This window comes from Delftia sp. HK171, from assembly GCF_001886655.1.
In the GTDB taxonomy this organism is placed as follows: domain Bacteria; phylum Pseudomonadota; class Gammaproteobacteria; order Burkholderiales; family Burkholderiaceae_C; genus Comamonas; species Comamonas acidovorans.
This window is the reverse complement of sequence record NZ_CP018101.1, coordinates 3977840-3992606: the sequence shown is the minus strand read 5'-3', so window position 1 is coordinate 3992606 and position 14767 is coordinate 3977840. Positions and strand designations below refer to the sequence as shown.

At 68.0% G+C, this 14767-nt stretch carries 11 protein-coding genes; all 11 read right to left on the bottom strand.

Going from position 1 to position 14767, the window contains the following annotated elements; translation table 11 throughout:
- Positions 1-5: 5 nt before the first annotated feature.
- The 11 genes from BO996_RS17915 to BO996_RS17865 all read right to left on the bottom strand — a co-directional run bounded on the left by BO996_RS17915 (position 6) and on the right by BO996_RS17865 (position 14764).
- The gene (locus BO996_RS17915) at positions 6-1127 is read right to left on the bottom strand and encodes a DUF2169 family type VI secretion system accessory protein (protein WP_071955991.1); all 1122 of its coding nucleotides are present in this window, start codon (positions 1125-1127) and stop codon (positions 6-8) included.
- On the bottom strand, positions 1124-2485 hold the full coding sequence (locus BO996_RS17910; protein ID WP_232240364.1) for a hypothetical protein: 1362 nt from the start codon (positions 2483-2485) through the stop codon (positions 1124-1126). The genes BO996_RS17915 and BO996_RS17910 overlap by 4 nt, the downstream gene beginning before the upstream one ends.
- Before the next feature lie 70 nt (positions 2486-2555).
- Complete coding sequence (locus BO996_RS17905) at positions 2556-3035, bottom strand: hypothetical protein (RefSeq protein WP_071955990.1); 480 nt, start codon at positions 3033-3035, stop codon at positions 2556-2558.
- A gap of 51 nt (positions 3036-3086) precedes the next feature.
- Positions 3087-5396 (bottom strand): type VI secretion system Vgr family protein, encoded by a 2310-nt coding sequence (locus BO996_RS17900; protein ID WP_071955989.1) that lies wholly within the window; start codon positions 5394-5396, stop codon positions 3087-3089.
- A gap of 111 nt (positions 5397-5507) precedes the next feature.
- Complete coding sequence (locus BO996_RS17895; protein ID WP_071955988.1) at positions 5508-6665, bottom strand: hypothetical protein; 1158 nt, start codon at positions 6663-6665, stop codon at positions 5508-5510.
- A 2-nt stretch (positions 6666-6667) separates the two neighbouring features.
- Positions 6668-7564 (bottom strand): hypothetical protein, encoded by an 897-nt coding sequence (locus tag BO996_RS17890; protein ID WP_232240363.1) that lies wholly within the window; start codon positions 7562-7564, stop codon positions 6668-6670.
- Positions 7565-7663: 99 nt separating this feature from the next.
- Positions 7664-9934 (bottom strand): S41 family peptidase, encoded by a 2271-nt coding sequence (locus tag BO996_RS17885; RefSeq protein WP_071955986.1) that lies wholly within the window; start codon positions 9932-9934, stop codon positions 7664-7666.
- Positions 9931-12672 carry a type VI secretion system ATPase TssH gene (gene tssH, locus BO996_RS17880; protein ID WP_071955985.1) on the bottom strand — a complete coding sequence of 914 codons (2742 nt, stop codon included), beginning with the start codon at positions 12670-12672 and terminating at the stop codon, positions 9931-9933. Before tssH ends, BO996_RS17885 begins: the two co-directional genes overlap by 4 nt.
- Before the next feature lie 49 nt (positions 12673-12721).
- Positions 12722-13285, bottom strand: coding sequence for a hypothetical protein (locus BO996_RS17875; RefSeq protein WP_083571172.1), 564 nt, complete (start codon positions 13283-13285; stop codon positions 12722-12724).
- A 4-nt stretch (positions 13286-13289) separates the two neighbouring features.
- Positions 13290-13895, bottom strand: coding sequence for a hypothetical protein (locus BO996_RS17870; protein ID WP_232240362.1), 606 nt, complete (start codon positions 13893-13895; stop codon positions 13290-13292).
- A 35-nt stretch (positions 13896-13930) separates the two neighbouring features.
- Complete coding sequence (locus BO996_RS17865) at positions 13931-14764, bottom strand: hypothetical protein (RefSeq protein WP_071955983.1); 834 nt, start codon at positions 14762-14764, stop codon at positions 13931-13933.
- Positions 14765-14767: the final 3 nt, after the last annotated feature.

Sequence of the window (14767 nt, the reverse complement as noted above, 5' to 3'; positions counted from 1 at the left end):
GGAAGTCATTGCTGGGCTGCGATGGCAGCGGGTGCGTTTTCATGGGCCGTGAGATGGACCACGGCGATGCGTTCCTGTGCGGGCAGGGGCAGCAGTGCGCGCCACAGCAGTGAGGCGTCGGCCTGCTCCGTGTCTACCGCCAGCGTGTCCCACCGCAGCTCCTGCGGAGGCAAAAGGGTGCCGCCGGCTGTTTCTGCCTGCGCCACAAGCGCCACGCGCGGCCACACGAAGCGCAGCAGCGGTTCATCGCCCATGTGGTGCAGGGTCAGCACGTCGCCGGCAAGCGGCGGATGAGGAAGCTGAAGCGACTCGGGGGCAGCGTTGCGGTGGCGCAAATCGTGGTCCAGAGGCAGCAGCGGGGCACGGCTTTGGCGCCAGGCATCGTCAAAGCTGCCTTGCAAGCCGCGACGTGGCTGGTGGTGGGGCGGTACCAGGCTCAGGCCAAGGGCCTGGTCCGGTACGGTGTCGTCCCAGTGCTTGATGGGCCTGTCCAGTGCTTCCATCCATGGCAGGGGAGACGAGGCCGCCTGCGCTGCCGTGCCGTAGAAACCCATGCCGTCTGGGTTGCGTTCGTCCACGAGCACGTTGTCCTTGGCATCCAGTGTCTGTCCGCCAAAGGCAAAGGGCCGCAGCAAGGGGATGCGAAGTGACGGCCCCAGTTCCTTGGCCGACAGCTGGCCGAAGTCCTTGAGCCACAGGCGCGGGCTGAACGCCCGCAGTGCGGCCAGGCGGTGCTGGCGCCCCTGGCTTGCATAGTCCACGGCGACATCGATGCTGGGGGCAGGTCGCCCGTTCGGCGATACGGCACAGGCGTCGAGCAGCAGGTCAAACCACGGCTTGGGCGGTACATGCTCCGGTTCACAGACCATCCAGGGCTGCTGGGCACGCGGGTCCAGTACGGCCGCCTGGATTTCGTCCTTTGCAAGGCTGCCCAGAGGGCGCAGCAGGCCGGCACGATGAATGGCACGCTGGCGCTCGGCAGGCCGCAGCCTTGGAATGCCCGTGGCGCTGGCCGCCAGTTCCCAGGTTCCCTTGGCAACGAGGGCCAGCATGTGCTTGCCCTGCGCGTCCATATGGGGAAAGGCCTGGGCGGCAAACGGGGTGTTGTTGACGATGCTGCAGTTCATGGCGCCGCCGCTTTGTCTTCCAGGCTGCTGATGAGCTGGATCGTCTCTACCGCAGTCATCTGCCGTTGGGCATGGTCTTCGTGCGACAGGGGGAACGGCCGGCCGGTGTTGGCAGCGTGCTCCACATACAGCCAGCGGCGCAGGCTGTGGCCTACATCGAAGGCTTCTTCCAGCGGCAGCAGCGTGTGCAATGGCTGCCCGGCGCGCAGGCGGATACCGTCCAGCGCCCAGAGGCGCTCCTTGAGCGCGGGATCTGTCCAGTCGCTGATATGCCCGGGCTTCAGCCCCTGGCAGCCATTGGCGCAAAAGACCTCACAGGCCAGGGTGCGCAGTGCGGCGATGCGCGCGGGCGCCTGGCCATGCGTGTGGGTGAGTTCGCCCGGCACCTTGCCAAATACCAGCCGCAGCAGATCGCGTTCGGCCGGCGTGACAGGCCTGTCTTGCTGCTCGATAAAGCGCAGGGTGGGCAGCAGCGCTGGCAGACGGCCGGCCAGCGCCACGGCGCGCAGCACTGTGTCGGGAGGAAGGCGCAGGCCTTGCGTGACTGCGGCAAGTGCCTGCTCAGGCTGGCGGGCAGTCCACAGTGCCATGGCAGTGTCTGCGGCCGAGGCCCAGAGTCCGGGGTGGGAGGCTTCCGTGGGGCCGTCGTTGGCAGTGAGGCGTTCTATATAGCGCGCAAGCTCCCGCTGCAGCAGGCCGCCACCGGCTACGCACAGGACCTCCAGCGCACGGCGTTGCAGCGCCAGGTCGTAGCCTTGCAGCACTGCGGCCAACCGGGGCGCGGCCTGATCGGGCAATTGGCCCATGCGTGCGCAGGCCAGCAGGCAGGCTTCAGTGTCAGCGCCACGCTTGGCCGCTGCGTGTACCGCGTCCAGGTGGATCGGCAATGCCAGCAGGCCGGCCAGTTCCACCCCCAGGGCCAGCAAGCGGTCGTCGCTGGATGACAGCAGCAGGCCGCAGGTGTCGTCGGCGGCGTGGAACCACAGGCCATCACGCACGGCAACGGGCTGCTCCTGGAGCAGTTGCGCAATCAAGGCAAGGCGCTGCGCGGCATCTGCCTCGTGGGCTTCGGAAAGGGCGATGCGGACAAGCACCGCGCCGGCACGGTCAGTGGGCAGGGCCTGTGCATGGGAGGCAGCAGCTTCGTCCTGGGCTGCGGTGCCGCCGTAGTAGCGGCAGGCTGCCATCAGCATGTCCAGCCGCTGGTCGGTGGCCTTCAGGGCTCTGAGGGTGTGCTCGGTACGAAGCAGGGGCACCCGGCGGCCATAGGCGCGGATGGCCGTGGCCAGTTGGCGCGACAGCATTCCGGGCAGCGGCGGCGCGGCATTGGCGCGGGAAAGAATGGTTGGCGTGTTCATGCGGTCGAGGCGAAGGAAAGGGCGTGCGGGCATTCCGCGTTCGCTGAGAGCGTTGCCTTCGGCGGCCTGGTCAATTCAGTTCGATGGAGCCACCTTCAATGCGGTGGGTTTCGACGGCGGCGGCCGTGATGGTCTGGCCCCGGACCTGCACCTGCCCATCGCGGGTGAACTGCAGGCGCGTGTCGGCGCAGTGGACCAGCACGCTTTGCACGGCTTCCAGCTCCAGGCTGGCCACGCGCAGGCTGAGCGCGCCGCTGGCGCGGTCAAACTCCCAGGGCGGGGAGGCGGGCGCACCCGCTGCAGGCCAGGCGGCGACGATCAAGGGGGCAAGATCTTGCTGCCCTGGCTCTGGAGCCGGCATGGCGACCAGCACGTTTTGCCCGCTCACCAGCCTGGGCAGGTGGGTGGAGGCAACGGCCTGCCATTGCTGCCCCAGACATTGGATGGCGATACTGCCGTCCTCCTGCTGGGGATGCAGAACCTGCGCGGGCTGCAAGCCCGAGGCCATGTCGATAGATTGCGCCTGCGCTGGGCGTTGCAGTGCGGTCATGGATGTGCTCCTGGGAAATTGGGGTGAGGGCGGCCGTGGCGGGGATGTGGATCAGTTTTCATGGATGCCGCCGGAGGAGGTCGTGACGTCGTTGGCACCGATGAGCTGGATGCTGTTGCCGTTGACGGTGATGGTTCCGTCTGCCTTGAGCACAAGGCTGCTGCTGCCCACGGTGATGGCGACGCTTTGCGCGTCCATGGTGATGTTTGAGCCGCCGCCACCACCACCCGAGCCGCTGTCGGACGGCGCAACCACGTTGCTGGCCAGACCGCCCCCGCCTGCCGACGATCCGCCACCGCCGCCACCTCCAACGGTCAGCGAGTACGTGGTGCCGACCGTGGTCGTCTTGGTGCTGCCCACGCTGGTGGACTGACTGCTGCCCACGCTCGTGGTCTGGGTGCTGCCGACGATGGTGGCCATGATGGCGCCCACGTTCAGGTTGTAGGCGACGCCGACGTTTTCCATGCGCCCCACGCCCACGTTCTGCATGTAGGCGATGCCGATGGTCTCGGTCTTCATCTTGCCCACCTTGATCGACCAGTTGTTCCCGATCTTGTCCTTCTCGTTGCGGCCTATGGTCTTGCTGCGGTTCTTGCCGATGGAGATGTTCTCGTCGATGCCGACGTCTTCATTTCGGTTGTCGCCGATGCTGATCTTCTCGTTGTGGTCCACCCGCTCCGTGCGGTTGTTGTGCACGGTGATGGTCTCGTCGCGGTCCACGGTTTCGGTGCGGTCGCGGTGAATGACGTTGGTCTCGTCCCGGTCCACCGTCTTGCGCCGGTCGTTGCCGACCCATTTGTCCTCGTCGTTCTCGACTTCGGTGAGCTGGTCCTTTTGCGCATGCAGCCACAGTTGTTCGGCGCCCGCCTTGTCCTCGAAGCGGATGGCGTTGGCGTCGCCCTGGCCGTTCTTCATGCCCGCGCCCGGTGCGCCGCCCTTGCTGGATCTGGTCTTGATGCCCGATTGCGTGGCGTTGGCCGGCAGCGCCCAGGGCGGCATGTTGGAGGCGTTGTAGACGCAGCCCATGACGATGGGGTAGTCCGGGTCGCCGTTGAGGAAGTCCACGATGACTTCCATGCCGATGCGCGGGATGTGCACCGCGCCAAAGCCCGGCCCGGCCCAACTGGTGGCCACGCGCATCCAGCAGCTGGAGTTCTCGTTCATGCCGCCGATGCGGTCCCAGTGGAACTGCACCTTGACGCGGCCGTACTGGTCGCACCAGATCTCTTCGCCTGCGGGGCCGACGACGACGGCGGTCTGCGGGCCCGTGGTGCGTGGTTTGGCGGTGATGCGCTCGGGTTTGAAGGGCAGGCTGGTGGGCTGGGCCTGGAGCACGAATTTCTGTGTCGAGCCCTCGCCGCTGCCGCCGTCGCTGACGCGCGGGTTTTCTTCGAAGGCGTAGTCCACGGCCGTGACCAGGTAGGCCTGGTTCTGGTCGCCGCGCGGGTAGTTGTCCAGCGTGAAGGTGTAGCCCGGCGCCATGGCGCGGTGGTTGGAGCTGCCCTGCACCGTGCTCTGGCGCGTGAGGCTTTGCTGCAGGCGCACGCGGATGTAGTCCTCGCCGTCGCCGGTCTCGGTGTAGCCGCCCGGCCATTCGTAGATCTCGTAGGCGTCGTGCGCATGGCCGGGCGGGTTGCGGCGCATGTTGGACAGCTCGGCGCGGGGCTTCTTGAAGTCGTAGTCGTCGTTGTAGTGCCGGCCGGGCTTGACGCGCTGGTGCAGTTCCCAGGCGTGTATGCATTCCTCGCGCGCCACGGCGGCCTTGCCGGGCGGGTGGAAGGGGATGACGGCGCCGCCCTGCAGCGGGTCGTGCGAGGCGACGATGTCGTCGCCCAATGTCAGCACATGCTGGCCCGCGCTGTGCTGGTGGTAGTAGCAGATGCCCTCGTGCTCCATGAGGCGCGAGACGAACTGGAAGTCCGTCTCGTTGTACTGCACGCAGTACTCCCAGGTGCGGTAGGAGCGCGTCAGGCGCTGCTGCATGGGGTGGCCGTAGATGCCCAGGACCTCGTTGATGATGTCCGGCACGGTCTTGTTCTGGAAGATGCGAAAGTCGCTGCGGCGCGTGGCCAGCCACAGCCAGGGCGACAGGCGCGCGCGGTACAGGAAGTTGCGGTGCTCGTCCTGGCCGCGCATGCCGAAGGCCGTGACCAGACCATCGATGTAGCGTTTGCCGCCGTCCTGGGTCTCCACCACCACGGTGGCGCCCTTGCCCAGCAGGGCCTTGGGATCGATGCTGTCGCTTTCGCTGAGCAGGTCGATCTCCAGGGCGAACAGATGGCTGATTTCCTCGCGACCCTGCAGCCGGCGCAGCTGCAGCTGGTCTGCCAGGGGGGTGTTGATGGTGACTCTGCGTGTCATGGTGTCGGATCTCGCGGTGCTTGGGGGGTAGACAAGGGGCGGGGCCTCAGGTCCGGGTGGGCGGACCTGCGTGCGCCGGCAATGGATGGGGTGGGAGGCGTGCCTTTGCTGCTATCGGGCTGCGTACACCAGCCCTGGACGGGCGCCGTCTGCGTCATCCAGGGCTGGATCGATGACGGGATCGGGGCGAAAGGTGTGCCCCAGCGCGATGAACTGGTAGTTGCCGCGCCGGTCGGTGAAAACAGCCAGGCCGCCAGGCGTCAAGGCCACGTTGAACCAGTCGTTATCGGTGCGGGGTTGGTCCAGATCCAGCTTGCCGGACTGGCTCAGTGCCAGCACGCTGCCTGCCAGGCTTTCCAGGTTCAGCACGCTGAGCTGGCGACCGTCCGCGCCATACAGCCGTAGCTCTCCGGTGGCCTCGACCTTGCTGAGGCCCTCGCCCAGGGGGACGGATCGCTTCATGGTGGCCAGCACGAACTGGCCGCCCGGCGCCAAACGCAGGCCCGGGGGGATGTCACCTAAGCCATGGCGGAATTCGGCCAGGCGCACGATGCGCGCACCCGTGCGCAGCGCCAGCGCTGCGCCCGTGCCGCGCTGATCGGGCAAGGCATAGGTCAACAGCACATTGCCTGCTGACCATTCGATGGCATTGGCCCAGGTCATCGCATCGGCTCCCGCCCAGGACTGAACCTGCGCGGCCATGGCTGCAGCCGGGTCCTCGTCCCGGGGCTGCACGGTCAGGCTTGCGTTGGCGGAGATGGCCAGACGGGGCGGTGCATCCAGGCTGCCCAGGTTGCGGGTCTGCTGCAGTGTCCATTGCGGCAGCTCGAATGTCAGCAACTGATACGGCTTGCGGCCATCGGCATCGGGATCCACATGGCTGCTGGCAACGATGTGGACCATTGCGGCAGTGCGATCCTGCGCATCGTCCGTGGCCACGGAGCGAGCCAGGCAACCGCCGGGGCGCACTCCCGGCTGTGCAAGCGCCGCAACGGCAGGGGGGCTGCCGCTGCGCTCGGACAGCTGGAAACTGCCCACTTTGGATCGCTGGACGAGGTCCAGGCGATCAACGGTGCCGTTGCAGTAAACGGTATAGAGATAGCGGTACGGGTCCTGGTCGTTCGACGTGGCGAAGCTGGCCGGCTTCGCCTCCCCGGACGAGGCCGCAGGACTGTCATTCGCATTGCGTGTGCATGCGGCGGACAGCAAAGCGCTGGCCAGCAGTACGCCAACGGTCGCGAAGCGGCGGGGAGTGGCATTCCAGGGCATGGCTAGAAGTCCTCGCGGGCAAGCACGTTGTCGACATAGTTGCGATCGCCCACGGCGCCGCGCTCGGCGGCGGGAATCCTTTCCCATTCGGCGCGGGCCGTATTGCCGTCGGCGCTGACCGTCACCCACAGTTGATCGCCCTGCATGCGTATGCGGTACTCATGCAGATTGTTGGCATAGCCGTTGAAGCCGCGCAGGGTGTCGAGTTCGAGCTGCTCGGTCGTGTAGTCCGGCAGTTCCACGGGAATGGCTGGCAATCCTTGTGCGGTTCGGGCCTGGTTCCAGGCTCTGACCAGACCTTTGAACCGCTCGCCCTTGCGCTGCTTGCCAGGATATGCCCTTGCGAAGGCCTCCTTTTCCAGGAAGAGCTTCCAGCCGCCGCGCACGTTGTCCTTCCAGTTCCAGGTCTGATTGGCAGTCGGTGCCGGTCGGGTGAGTTGGCACAGGCCCACGCCACCCAGGCCATCGCTGCTGTATTTCGGCCAATTGCCGGGAGTGCGGAATTGTTGCAGCGAGCTTTCCTGCCGCATTTTTTTTCGAAACACGATCCTGTCGGCGCCAATGCTGTTGGCAAAGGCACGGATGGCGGTGCTCGTGGGATTGGTGCCGACGATGGTCCAGGTGGCCCGCGCCCGGCGCTCCACACCGGCCGCCCGCATCGTGACCTGCACGGTCAGCAGGCCTCCACGGACTTCGGTGAACGGAATGCGCCAGCTCGGGCTGGCGCTGGTCTGCGGTGGCAGAGGGCTGTGTGCAGTGCTTCGGCCACTTCCATACGCGGTGTTGGTAGGCGGTGTGCCGCCTTCGAACGTCAGCGTGGCCGACCATTCGAAGATGGGCGTGCTCCCTGCAGGCAGCGCTTCGTTCTGCAGGACGGCAGTCACCGTGATGGTGGGCATTTGGGCATCGGCCGTGATGGCGAACTGCGGTCCTGCGGGCTGGCTGGTAATGGCAAGTGGCATGTTCAGGGGTCTCCGTAAGGCGATGGATGGCTGGGCCTAGCGCGATGCCTGCACAGCGCGGGCGCGTTCCAGATGGAGCACGGCGGCATCCAGCAGCGGGTCGCCGCCGGCCTGGACGGAGGCGGTGAAGGCCGCGTCCACGGGCACGCGCAGGCGCGGGGTCACGCCTTGGGCCTGTGCAGCGGTGTTGTTGCCGCCAGCGGGGCCGGTTTCTGCGAGCAGGGGGACTTGCACGATGAAGCCAGCTGGCAGGTGCACGCGCGTGGCGGGGCCGGTGGCGCCGGCCGTGGCACTGGTGGCGACGATGTCGGCACGCTGGCTGTGCTGCAGCCAGGCGGCGAACAGTTCGCAGGGGCCGGCGCAGCTGGGGCTGGTGAGCACGGCGACGGGGGCCGTGAAGGGCGTGCCCGAGGCGGCCAGCGGCAGCTGGGCCGGCAGGCCCAGGCCGCCACGGCTGCGCCAGACGCGGGCGGCGGGGTCGAACAGGCGCTGGGCGGCGTCCTGCATGCGCAGCGGCTTGTCGCGCGTGTAGAGCGAGGCCAGCATGTGGGGCACCAGCTGGTAGGCGTCGTCCCCCCGGTGGGCGCGCAGGTCGATGACCAGGCCCGTGACCCTGGCCTGGGTGGCGGCGGCCAAGGCGCCCTCCCAGCGGTTGAGCTGGCCGGTGGCGCCGTCGGCAAAGCTGTCGAGTGCGATGTAGGCCAGGTTGCCGCCCTGGGCGCTGCGCAGCAGGAAGGAGGCGAGGGCGGGCTCGGCCGCAGGCAGGGCCGTGGTGGCGGCTGCGGCGGCGTCCAGGCGCAGGGTCTGCTCCTGGCTGGCCGGGGGCGCGCCGGCTGCGGTGCGCAGGCTCAGCGTTGTGGGCGTGCCCAGGTCCAGCGCGAGCAGGTCGGCGCGGCGGGCGTCGGCACCGGCGCGCAGCGAGGCGGGGGCAATGCGGTCCAGGTAGCGTGCCGGGCTTTCCCCTTCGATGGCGAGGATGTCGCTGCCGGGCTGCAGGCCCGCCTTGGCGGCGGCAGAGCCTGGCGCCACGCTGGTGATGGCGATGCGGCCGTCCTCGCGCAGCCAGGTGCGTGGCATGGGCAGGTTGACGCTGCCGCGTGCCAACAGCTGCGGGGACAGGCCCCGGTCTGAGCGGGCAGGCCAGGCCTGGCCGCCGGGCAGCAGAACGCGGTATTGGCCATCGCCCAGGCGCTGGCCCATTTCTGCCAGGGCCTGGGCCTGTGCGGCGCTGTCGCCGCGCTCGGCGGCGGTTTGCAGGCGCTGGCCGTAGTCGGCGCGCAGCTTGCCGGCATCAAAGCCGCTGGCAGCGGCCAGCGGGTGGCGCTCGGCAATGAGGCCGATGAGGGCCTGGGCCGCATCGCCTGCGCCCAGGCGGGACAGGTCGATGTCCTGCGCGGGCTGGACGGCATGGAAGGCCAGGGCGATTTCCCGGGCACGGTCGAAGCGCAGGCCCTGCGGCTCCAGCGTGACCACGGTGTAGCCGCGCGGCAGGGTGACCATGGGGTCGTCGGCGGTGAACAGGCGCCCGTCGGCGCCAAAGCCGGAAGGGAAGCGCTGCGTGGCATCGCTGGCCCAGACCAGCAGCTTGCCGCCCGTGGGCTCCAGGATGTCGCCGCTTTGGCGCGGCCATTCGGTGCGCACCGAGCTGGCGCGCAGCATGGCGTGCTGCTCTATGGCGTCCAGGCTGCGCCGGCCCGCGCGGTGGGGCACGTCGGCGTGGACGGACAGGACGAAGATGCGCACGCCCCGGCCACCGGGGCGCGCGCGGCCGGTGGACAGGTCATAGGTCGTGCCTTCGGGGTCGCTGGGCAGTTCGATGGCCACGCCGGTGCTGTCGCCGCGCGGCAGGGCCAGCCATTGCGACTTGGCCGGCGCCACATGGGCGGCCTGGCGCTGCACGAGGTACGGCCCCTGGTCCATGAGCGCGACCACGGCCTGGCCGCGCCGGGCGCTGTCCGTCCAGGCATCGCCCAGCACGGCCATGACGCGGCGTGGGCCGCCCTGGTCGTCCTGCACGGGGGCGGCGCCGGAGGGTGGCGACTGTGCCGCCTCGGGCTGGGCCTGGTTGCGGTCCCACCAGGCACGGGCCTCGCTGGCGGCACCGGTGGCCGCGTTGGTGGCCGTGCTGGCCGCGCTGCGGCCGGCCTCCAGCGCCTGCTGGCCGGCCGTGGCGGCGCCCGAGGCCCGCTGCACGGTGTCGGCAGCCTGTCCGATGGCGCCCAGGTCCAGCGCCTGCGCGGCCGGGGCGGCCAGCAGCGCGGCGGCAATCACTGCCGTGGTGGCGCGTGGAAGACGGCGCCCGCTCATGCGGGCTCCGCAGCGCGGGTGCGCACGTCCAGCGTGAAGTCGTCGCCGTTGGCGCCGGCGTGCAGGCTTTCCAGTTCCTGGCCTTCCACGGTGGCCTGCAGGAAGTGGGTGGCCATGCGCGGCAGCAGGTTCTGGGTGAGGATGCCATCCACCATGCGCGCGCCGGACTCGACCTCGCTGCAGCGGCGGCGCACCAGGTCCACGGCGGCTTCGTCGAAGCTGAACTGCGCGCCGTGGCGTTCCTCGATGCGCCGCTGTATGCGCAGCATCTGCAGCCGGATGATCTGCTCCAGCATGGCGTCGGAGATGGGGTAGTAGGGCACGACGGTCAGGCGGCCCAGCAGCGCGGCGGGGAAGGTCTGCAGCAGCGGCTGGCGCACGGCCTGGGCCAGGCCTTCCGGCGTGGGCGCCAGGTCCGGGTCGCGGCACATGTTGGCGATCAGGTCCGAGCCCACGTTGGAGGTCAGGATGATGACGGTGTTCTTGAAGTCGATGTAGCGGCCCTCGCCGTCCTCCATCCAGCCCTTGTCGAAGACCTGGAAGAACATCTCGTGCACGTCGGAGTGGGCCTTTTCGATTTCGTCGAGCAGGACCACGCTGTAGGGGCGGCGGCGCACGGCCTCGGTGAGCACGCCGCCTTCGCCGTAGCCCACGTAGCCCGGTGGCGCGCCCTTGAGGGTGGAGACGGTGTGCGCCTCCTGGAACTCGCTCATGTTGATGGTGATGAGGTTCTGCTCGCCGCCATACAGGGCTTCGGCCAGGGACAGCGCCGTCTCGGTCTTGCCCACGCCCGAGGGACCGGCCAGCAGGAACACGCCGATGGGCTTGCCCGGGTCGTCCAGCCGCGCGCGCGATGTCTGGATGCGGCGCGTGATGGCCTCCAGGCCGTGGCGCTGGCCGATGACGCGCTTCTCCAGCGTGTCTGCCAGCGAGAGCACGGACTGCACCTCGTCGCGCACCATGCGGCCCACGGGAATGCCGGTCCACTCGGCCACGACGGCGGCGACCACGCCGGCATCGACCACGGGCTGCAGCAGCGGGGCATCGCCCTGCAGCTCAGCGAGCTGGCGGCGCAGCGCTTCCAGCGAGGCCACGCTGGGGGGCTCGGCAGGTTCGGTTGCGGTGGCTTCGGCGGCCGTCTCCGGTGCCGCAGCGGACGGGTCTGCGGCTGCGCCGGTGGAGAAGACGGGCGGCTTCAGGCCCATGAGGGCGGCCTCGGTTTCCAGGATGCGGCGGGCCAGCGCGCTTTCCTGGCCGAAGCGCTCGGCCAGCGTGGCCTGGCGGTCGCGCAGGCTGGCCAGGTCGGTTTCCAGCGCCTGCAGGCGCTCGGCCGTGGGCAGGCCGAGGGCAGCCTCGCGCAGCAGCACTTCCTGCTCCACGCCCAGGGCCTCGATGCGGCGCTGCACGGCTTCAAGCTGGGCGGGCGTGGCATGCAGGGCCATGGCCACGCGCGAGCAGGCCGTGTCCAGCAGGCTGACGGCCTTGTCGGGCAGCTGGCGCGAGGGAATGTAGCGGTGCGACAGGCTGACGGCCGCGGCCACCGCGTCGGCCGCAATGCGCACCTGGTGGTGGTTTTCCAGCTTGGCGGCCACGCCGCGCAGCATGTCCACGGCGCGGGGCTCGTCGGGCTCGTGCACCTGAACGAGCTGGAAGCGGCGGGTCAGGGCCGGGTCTTTTTCGATGTATTTCTTGTACTCGGCCCAGGTGGTGGCGCCGATGGTGCGCAGCGTGCCGCGCGCCAGGGCGGGCTTGAGCAGGTTGGCGGCATCGCCCGTGCCGGCCTGGCCGCCCGCGCCCACCAGGGTGTGGACTTCGTCGATGAAGAGCACGATGGGCGTGGTGCTGGACTGCACGGCGTCCAGCAGGCCGCGCAGGCGGTTCTCGAACTCGCCCTTCATGCTGGCGCCGGCCTGCAGCAGGCCCACGTCCAGCACGCGCAGCTCCACGCCCTGCAGCGGCGGCGGCACGTCGCCCTGGGCGATGCGCAGGGCCAGGCCCTCGACCACGGCGGTTTTGCCCACGCCGGCCTCGCCCACCAGGATGGGGTTGTTCTGGCGGCGGCGCAGCAGGATGTCCACCATCTGGCGCACTTCGTCGTCGCGGCCCGTGACCGGGTCCAGTTCGCCCGCCTTGGCGCGGGCCGTCAGGTCCACCGTGTATTGCTGCAGCGCACCGCCCTGGCCGGGTGCGGCGCCGGTGGCCTGGCTGGCTTCGCCCGGCGTGCCTTCCAGCCCGCTGCCGTCGGCCGCGCGCATGCGTGCCTCGGGCGAGTCGGGCAGCAGGCGGGCGAAGGCATCGCTGAGCGCGGGCTCGGAGATCTTGTCGAATTCGCGCGAGATGGAGCGCAGCTCATTGGCCAGCGAGCGCGTGCGCACCATGCCCGACAGCAGATAGGCGCTGCGGATCTGGCTGTCGTTGAACATCAGCGTGGCATAGACCCAGCCGCGCTCGATGGCGGTCTCTATGTGCTCGGAGAAGTCGCTGATCGAGGTGGCGCCGCGCGGCAGCTGGTCCAGGCGGCGCAGCACATCGGCGGCCAGGCGGTCGGAGGCGATGTCGAAGTGGCGCAGGATGCGGATCAGGTCGCAGTCGTTTTCCTGCAGCAGCTGGTGCAGCCAGTGCACCAGCTCCACATAGGGATTGCCGCGCAGCTTGCAGAACACGGTGGCGCCTTCCAGCGACTTGAACAGCAGCGGGTTGAGCTTGCCGAAGAGGGATTGGCGGCTGATTTCTGTCATGGGTCTTGGGTGCGGAAAAAAGTGGATGAATGGGGGCCGGGAATGCCGGCTAGCGGCGGGGGCGGACTTCGACCTTGCGGCCCTTGGCCTGGCACTGCGCCAGCAGTCTGTCGACCCAGGCGCGTTCGACGAGGAAGCTGCTGCCGGTGATTTCCTGCGCCGTTTCACGGACGTCGGCGGCGAGGTGGATGGTCTTGGCTTCGGACAAGGCATCGCCATCCCATTGCGCTTCATCCGGCGATGGTTTGGCGGTGAAGCGGCGCTGTCCCAGATTGGCGATCTGGCCACCTTCGAGCCAGACCATCCAGACCGACGATCGCGCAGGGACTGCGCTGCGGTTGTGCTGTTGCACGAAGCAAAAGCTCTGGAGGGCTGCCGGCTTTCCGGGGCCAGTCGATGCCTGGCGGCTCTTCAAATGGATACGCAGGGCGGCTGGAGAAGGAGTCAGGGATTGCGCCGGACGCGAGAAATCGGAGGCCCGCCCGCTTTCAGGCGCTGCCAGCAAAGGCAGGGCCGATCCCGCCAGGGTGGCCAGCAGACACCTTGCGAGCAGGCGACGGCCTTGCCTGAAACGGCATGGCCCGAGGAAGCGGTTGCGTCCGATATGCGGCATGCGGCTATCGGGCAGGAGCCACTTTGATGGTGCGGCCCTTGGCCTTGCACTGCGCCAGCAGTCTGTTCACCCAGGCGCGTTCGACGAGGAAGCTGCTGCCGTAGATTTCCTGGGCCGTTTCCCGCACGTCGGTCGCGAGCTTGATGGATTTCATTCTTGCCAGGCTTTCACCATCCGCTTTGGCGTCTTCTTTCGTCAGCGTTTTGGGCGAATAGAGATGCCAGCCCATATTGACGATCTCGCCGCCATTGAGCCAGACCATCCACACGTTCGGTTCGGGATCGGACGGATGGTCGGGACGCTGCTGCACGAAGCAAAAGGTATTGCTCTGGCGGGCTCTTTGGGTTTCCCAGACTTCATCCTTGAACTTCAGGTATTGCCGCAGCGCAGTCATGGACGCGACTCTTTCCTGCGCAGGCCGAGAGTAGTCGGCAGCCGTCGGCTCGGTTTGCTGGCTGCTGATTTCAGCCGGCGATGCTGGTGGCTGCGATGATTCGGAGGCTTGGGCACCCATCAAGCAGGCGCTCACTGCAATGGCAGTGGCAAGGCTGGCCATTGGGAAATGGCGATACGGTTTCAACGTGCTTGATCCAGTATGGGTTGGTGACATGGAGTGGCCTCCTTGGTTTTCGATGTGTTTGGGGATCAGTCGCGTTTGCGCAGCCGGGCATGTGTGTAGAACATATTTCTAGCCAGCGCGGCGTGCTGAATGAAGTCGGCACCGGGAGAGCTGGATTTCGCAGTTCTCCAGGCGAACAGGCCTGTGGGGGTTGGGTCTGGCGGCACCGCGCCGGTGGCAACGTCCAGGGCCGCCTGCACAAAGTCCAGATAGGCCTTGCGTTTGGGATGCAGGCCGTTGTTGGCGTTGTCCACATAGTCGCGGAGGTTCTTGGCAATGTCGGGACCCAGCTTCGGATAGACGTTGAAGCCATGGAATTGGACCGATCCCCGGTCATCCGCCATGACGATGTCCTCGACGCTGGTGGCACCGCGGGCCATGAAGTCTTCAGGCTTTCCGCTTTTCAAGCGGTTCTCGATGACTCGGCGCATCCATTGCATTCCGGTTTTCACGTTGTCGAGATTCCAGGCCAGTGAGGTGTCGCCCGGCGAGACGCTTTCCGCCAGGAACAGCCTTGCCAGCATCCCCTCCGTCGTACTCTCCGCTGGCAGCGAAATGCTTTTCTCCACCTGCACGGTGATGGCTGCGGGCATGACGCTGAGCCCGGTTCCCTGCACCGCCACGATGCTGAGCTTGGTGAGCCCGGGCTGCTGGGCCACGAAGTCGAATTGCCAGCTGTCGGCGCGGGCGTTGTGGGCGGGGGGCTGGGCCGCAAGAATGCTGGGCGCATCGATCCTGGCGCCCAGCTTGTAGGTCTTTGCGACGGCCTCGATCTTGACGCGCAGGCGGTTGCCTTCGACCAGCGTCAGCGTGGAAGGGACCGGGGCGTTGTGCGGGAACTTGATCTGTACGGTGGGCATGTG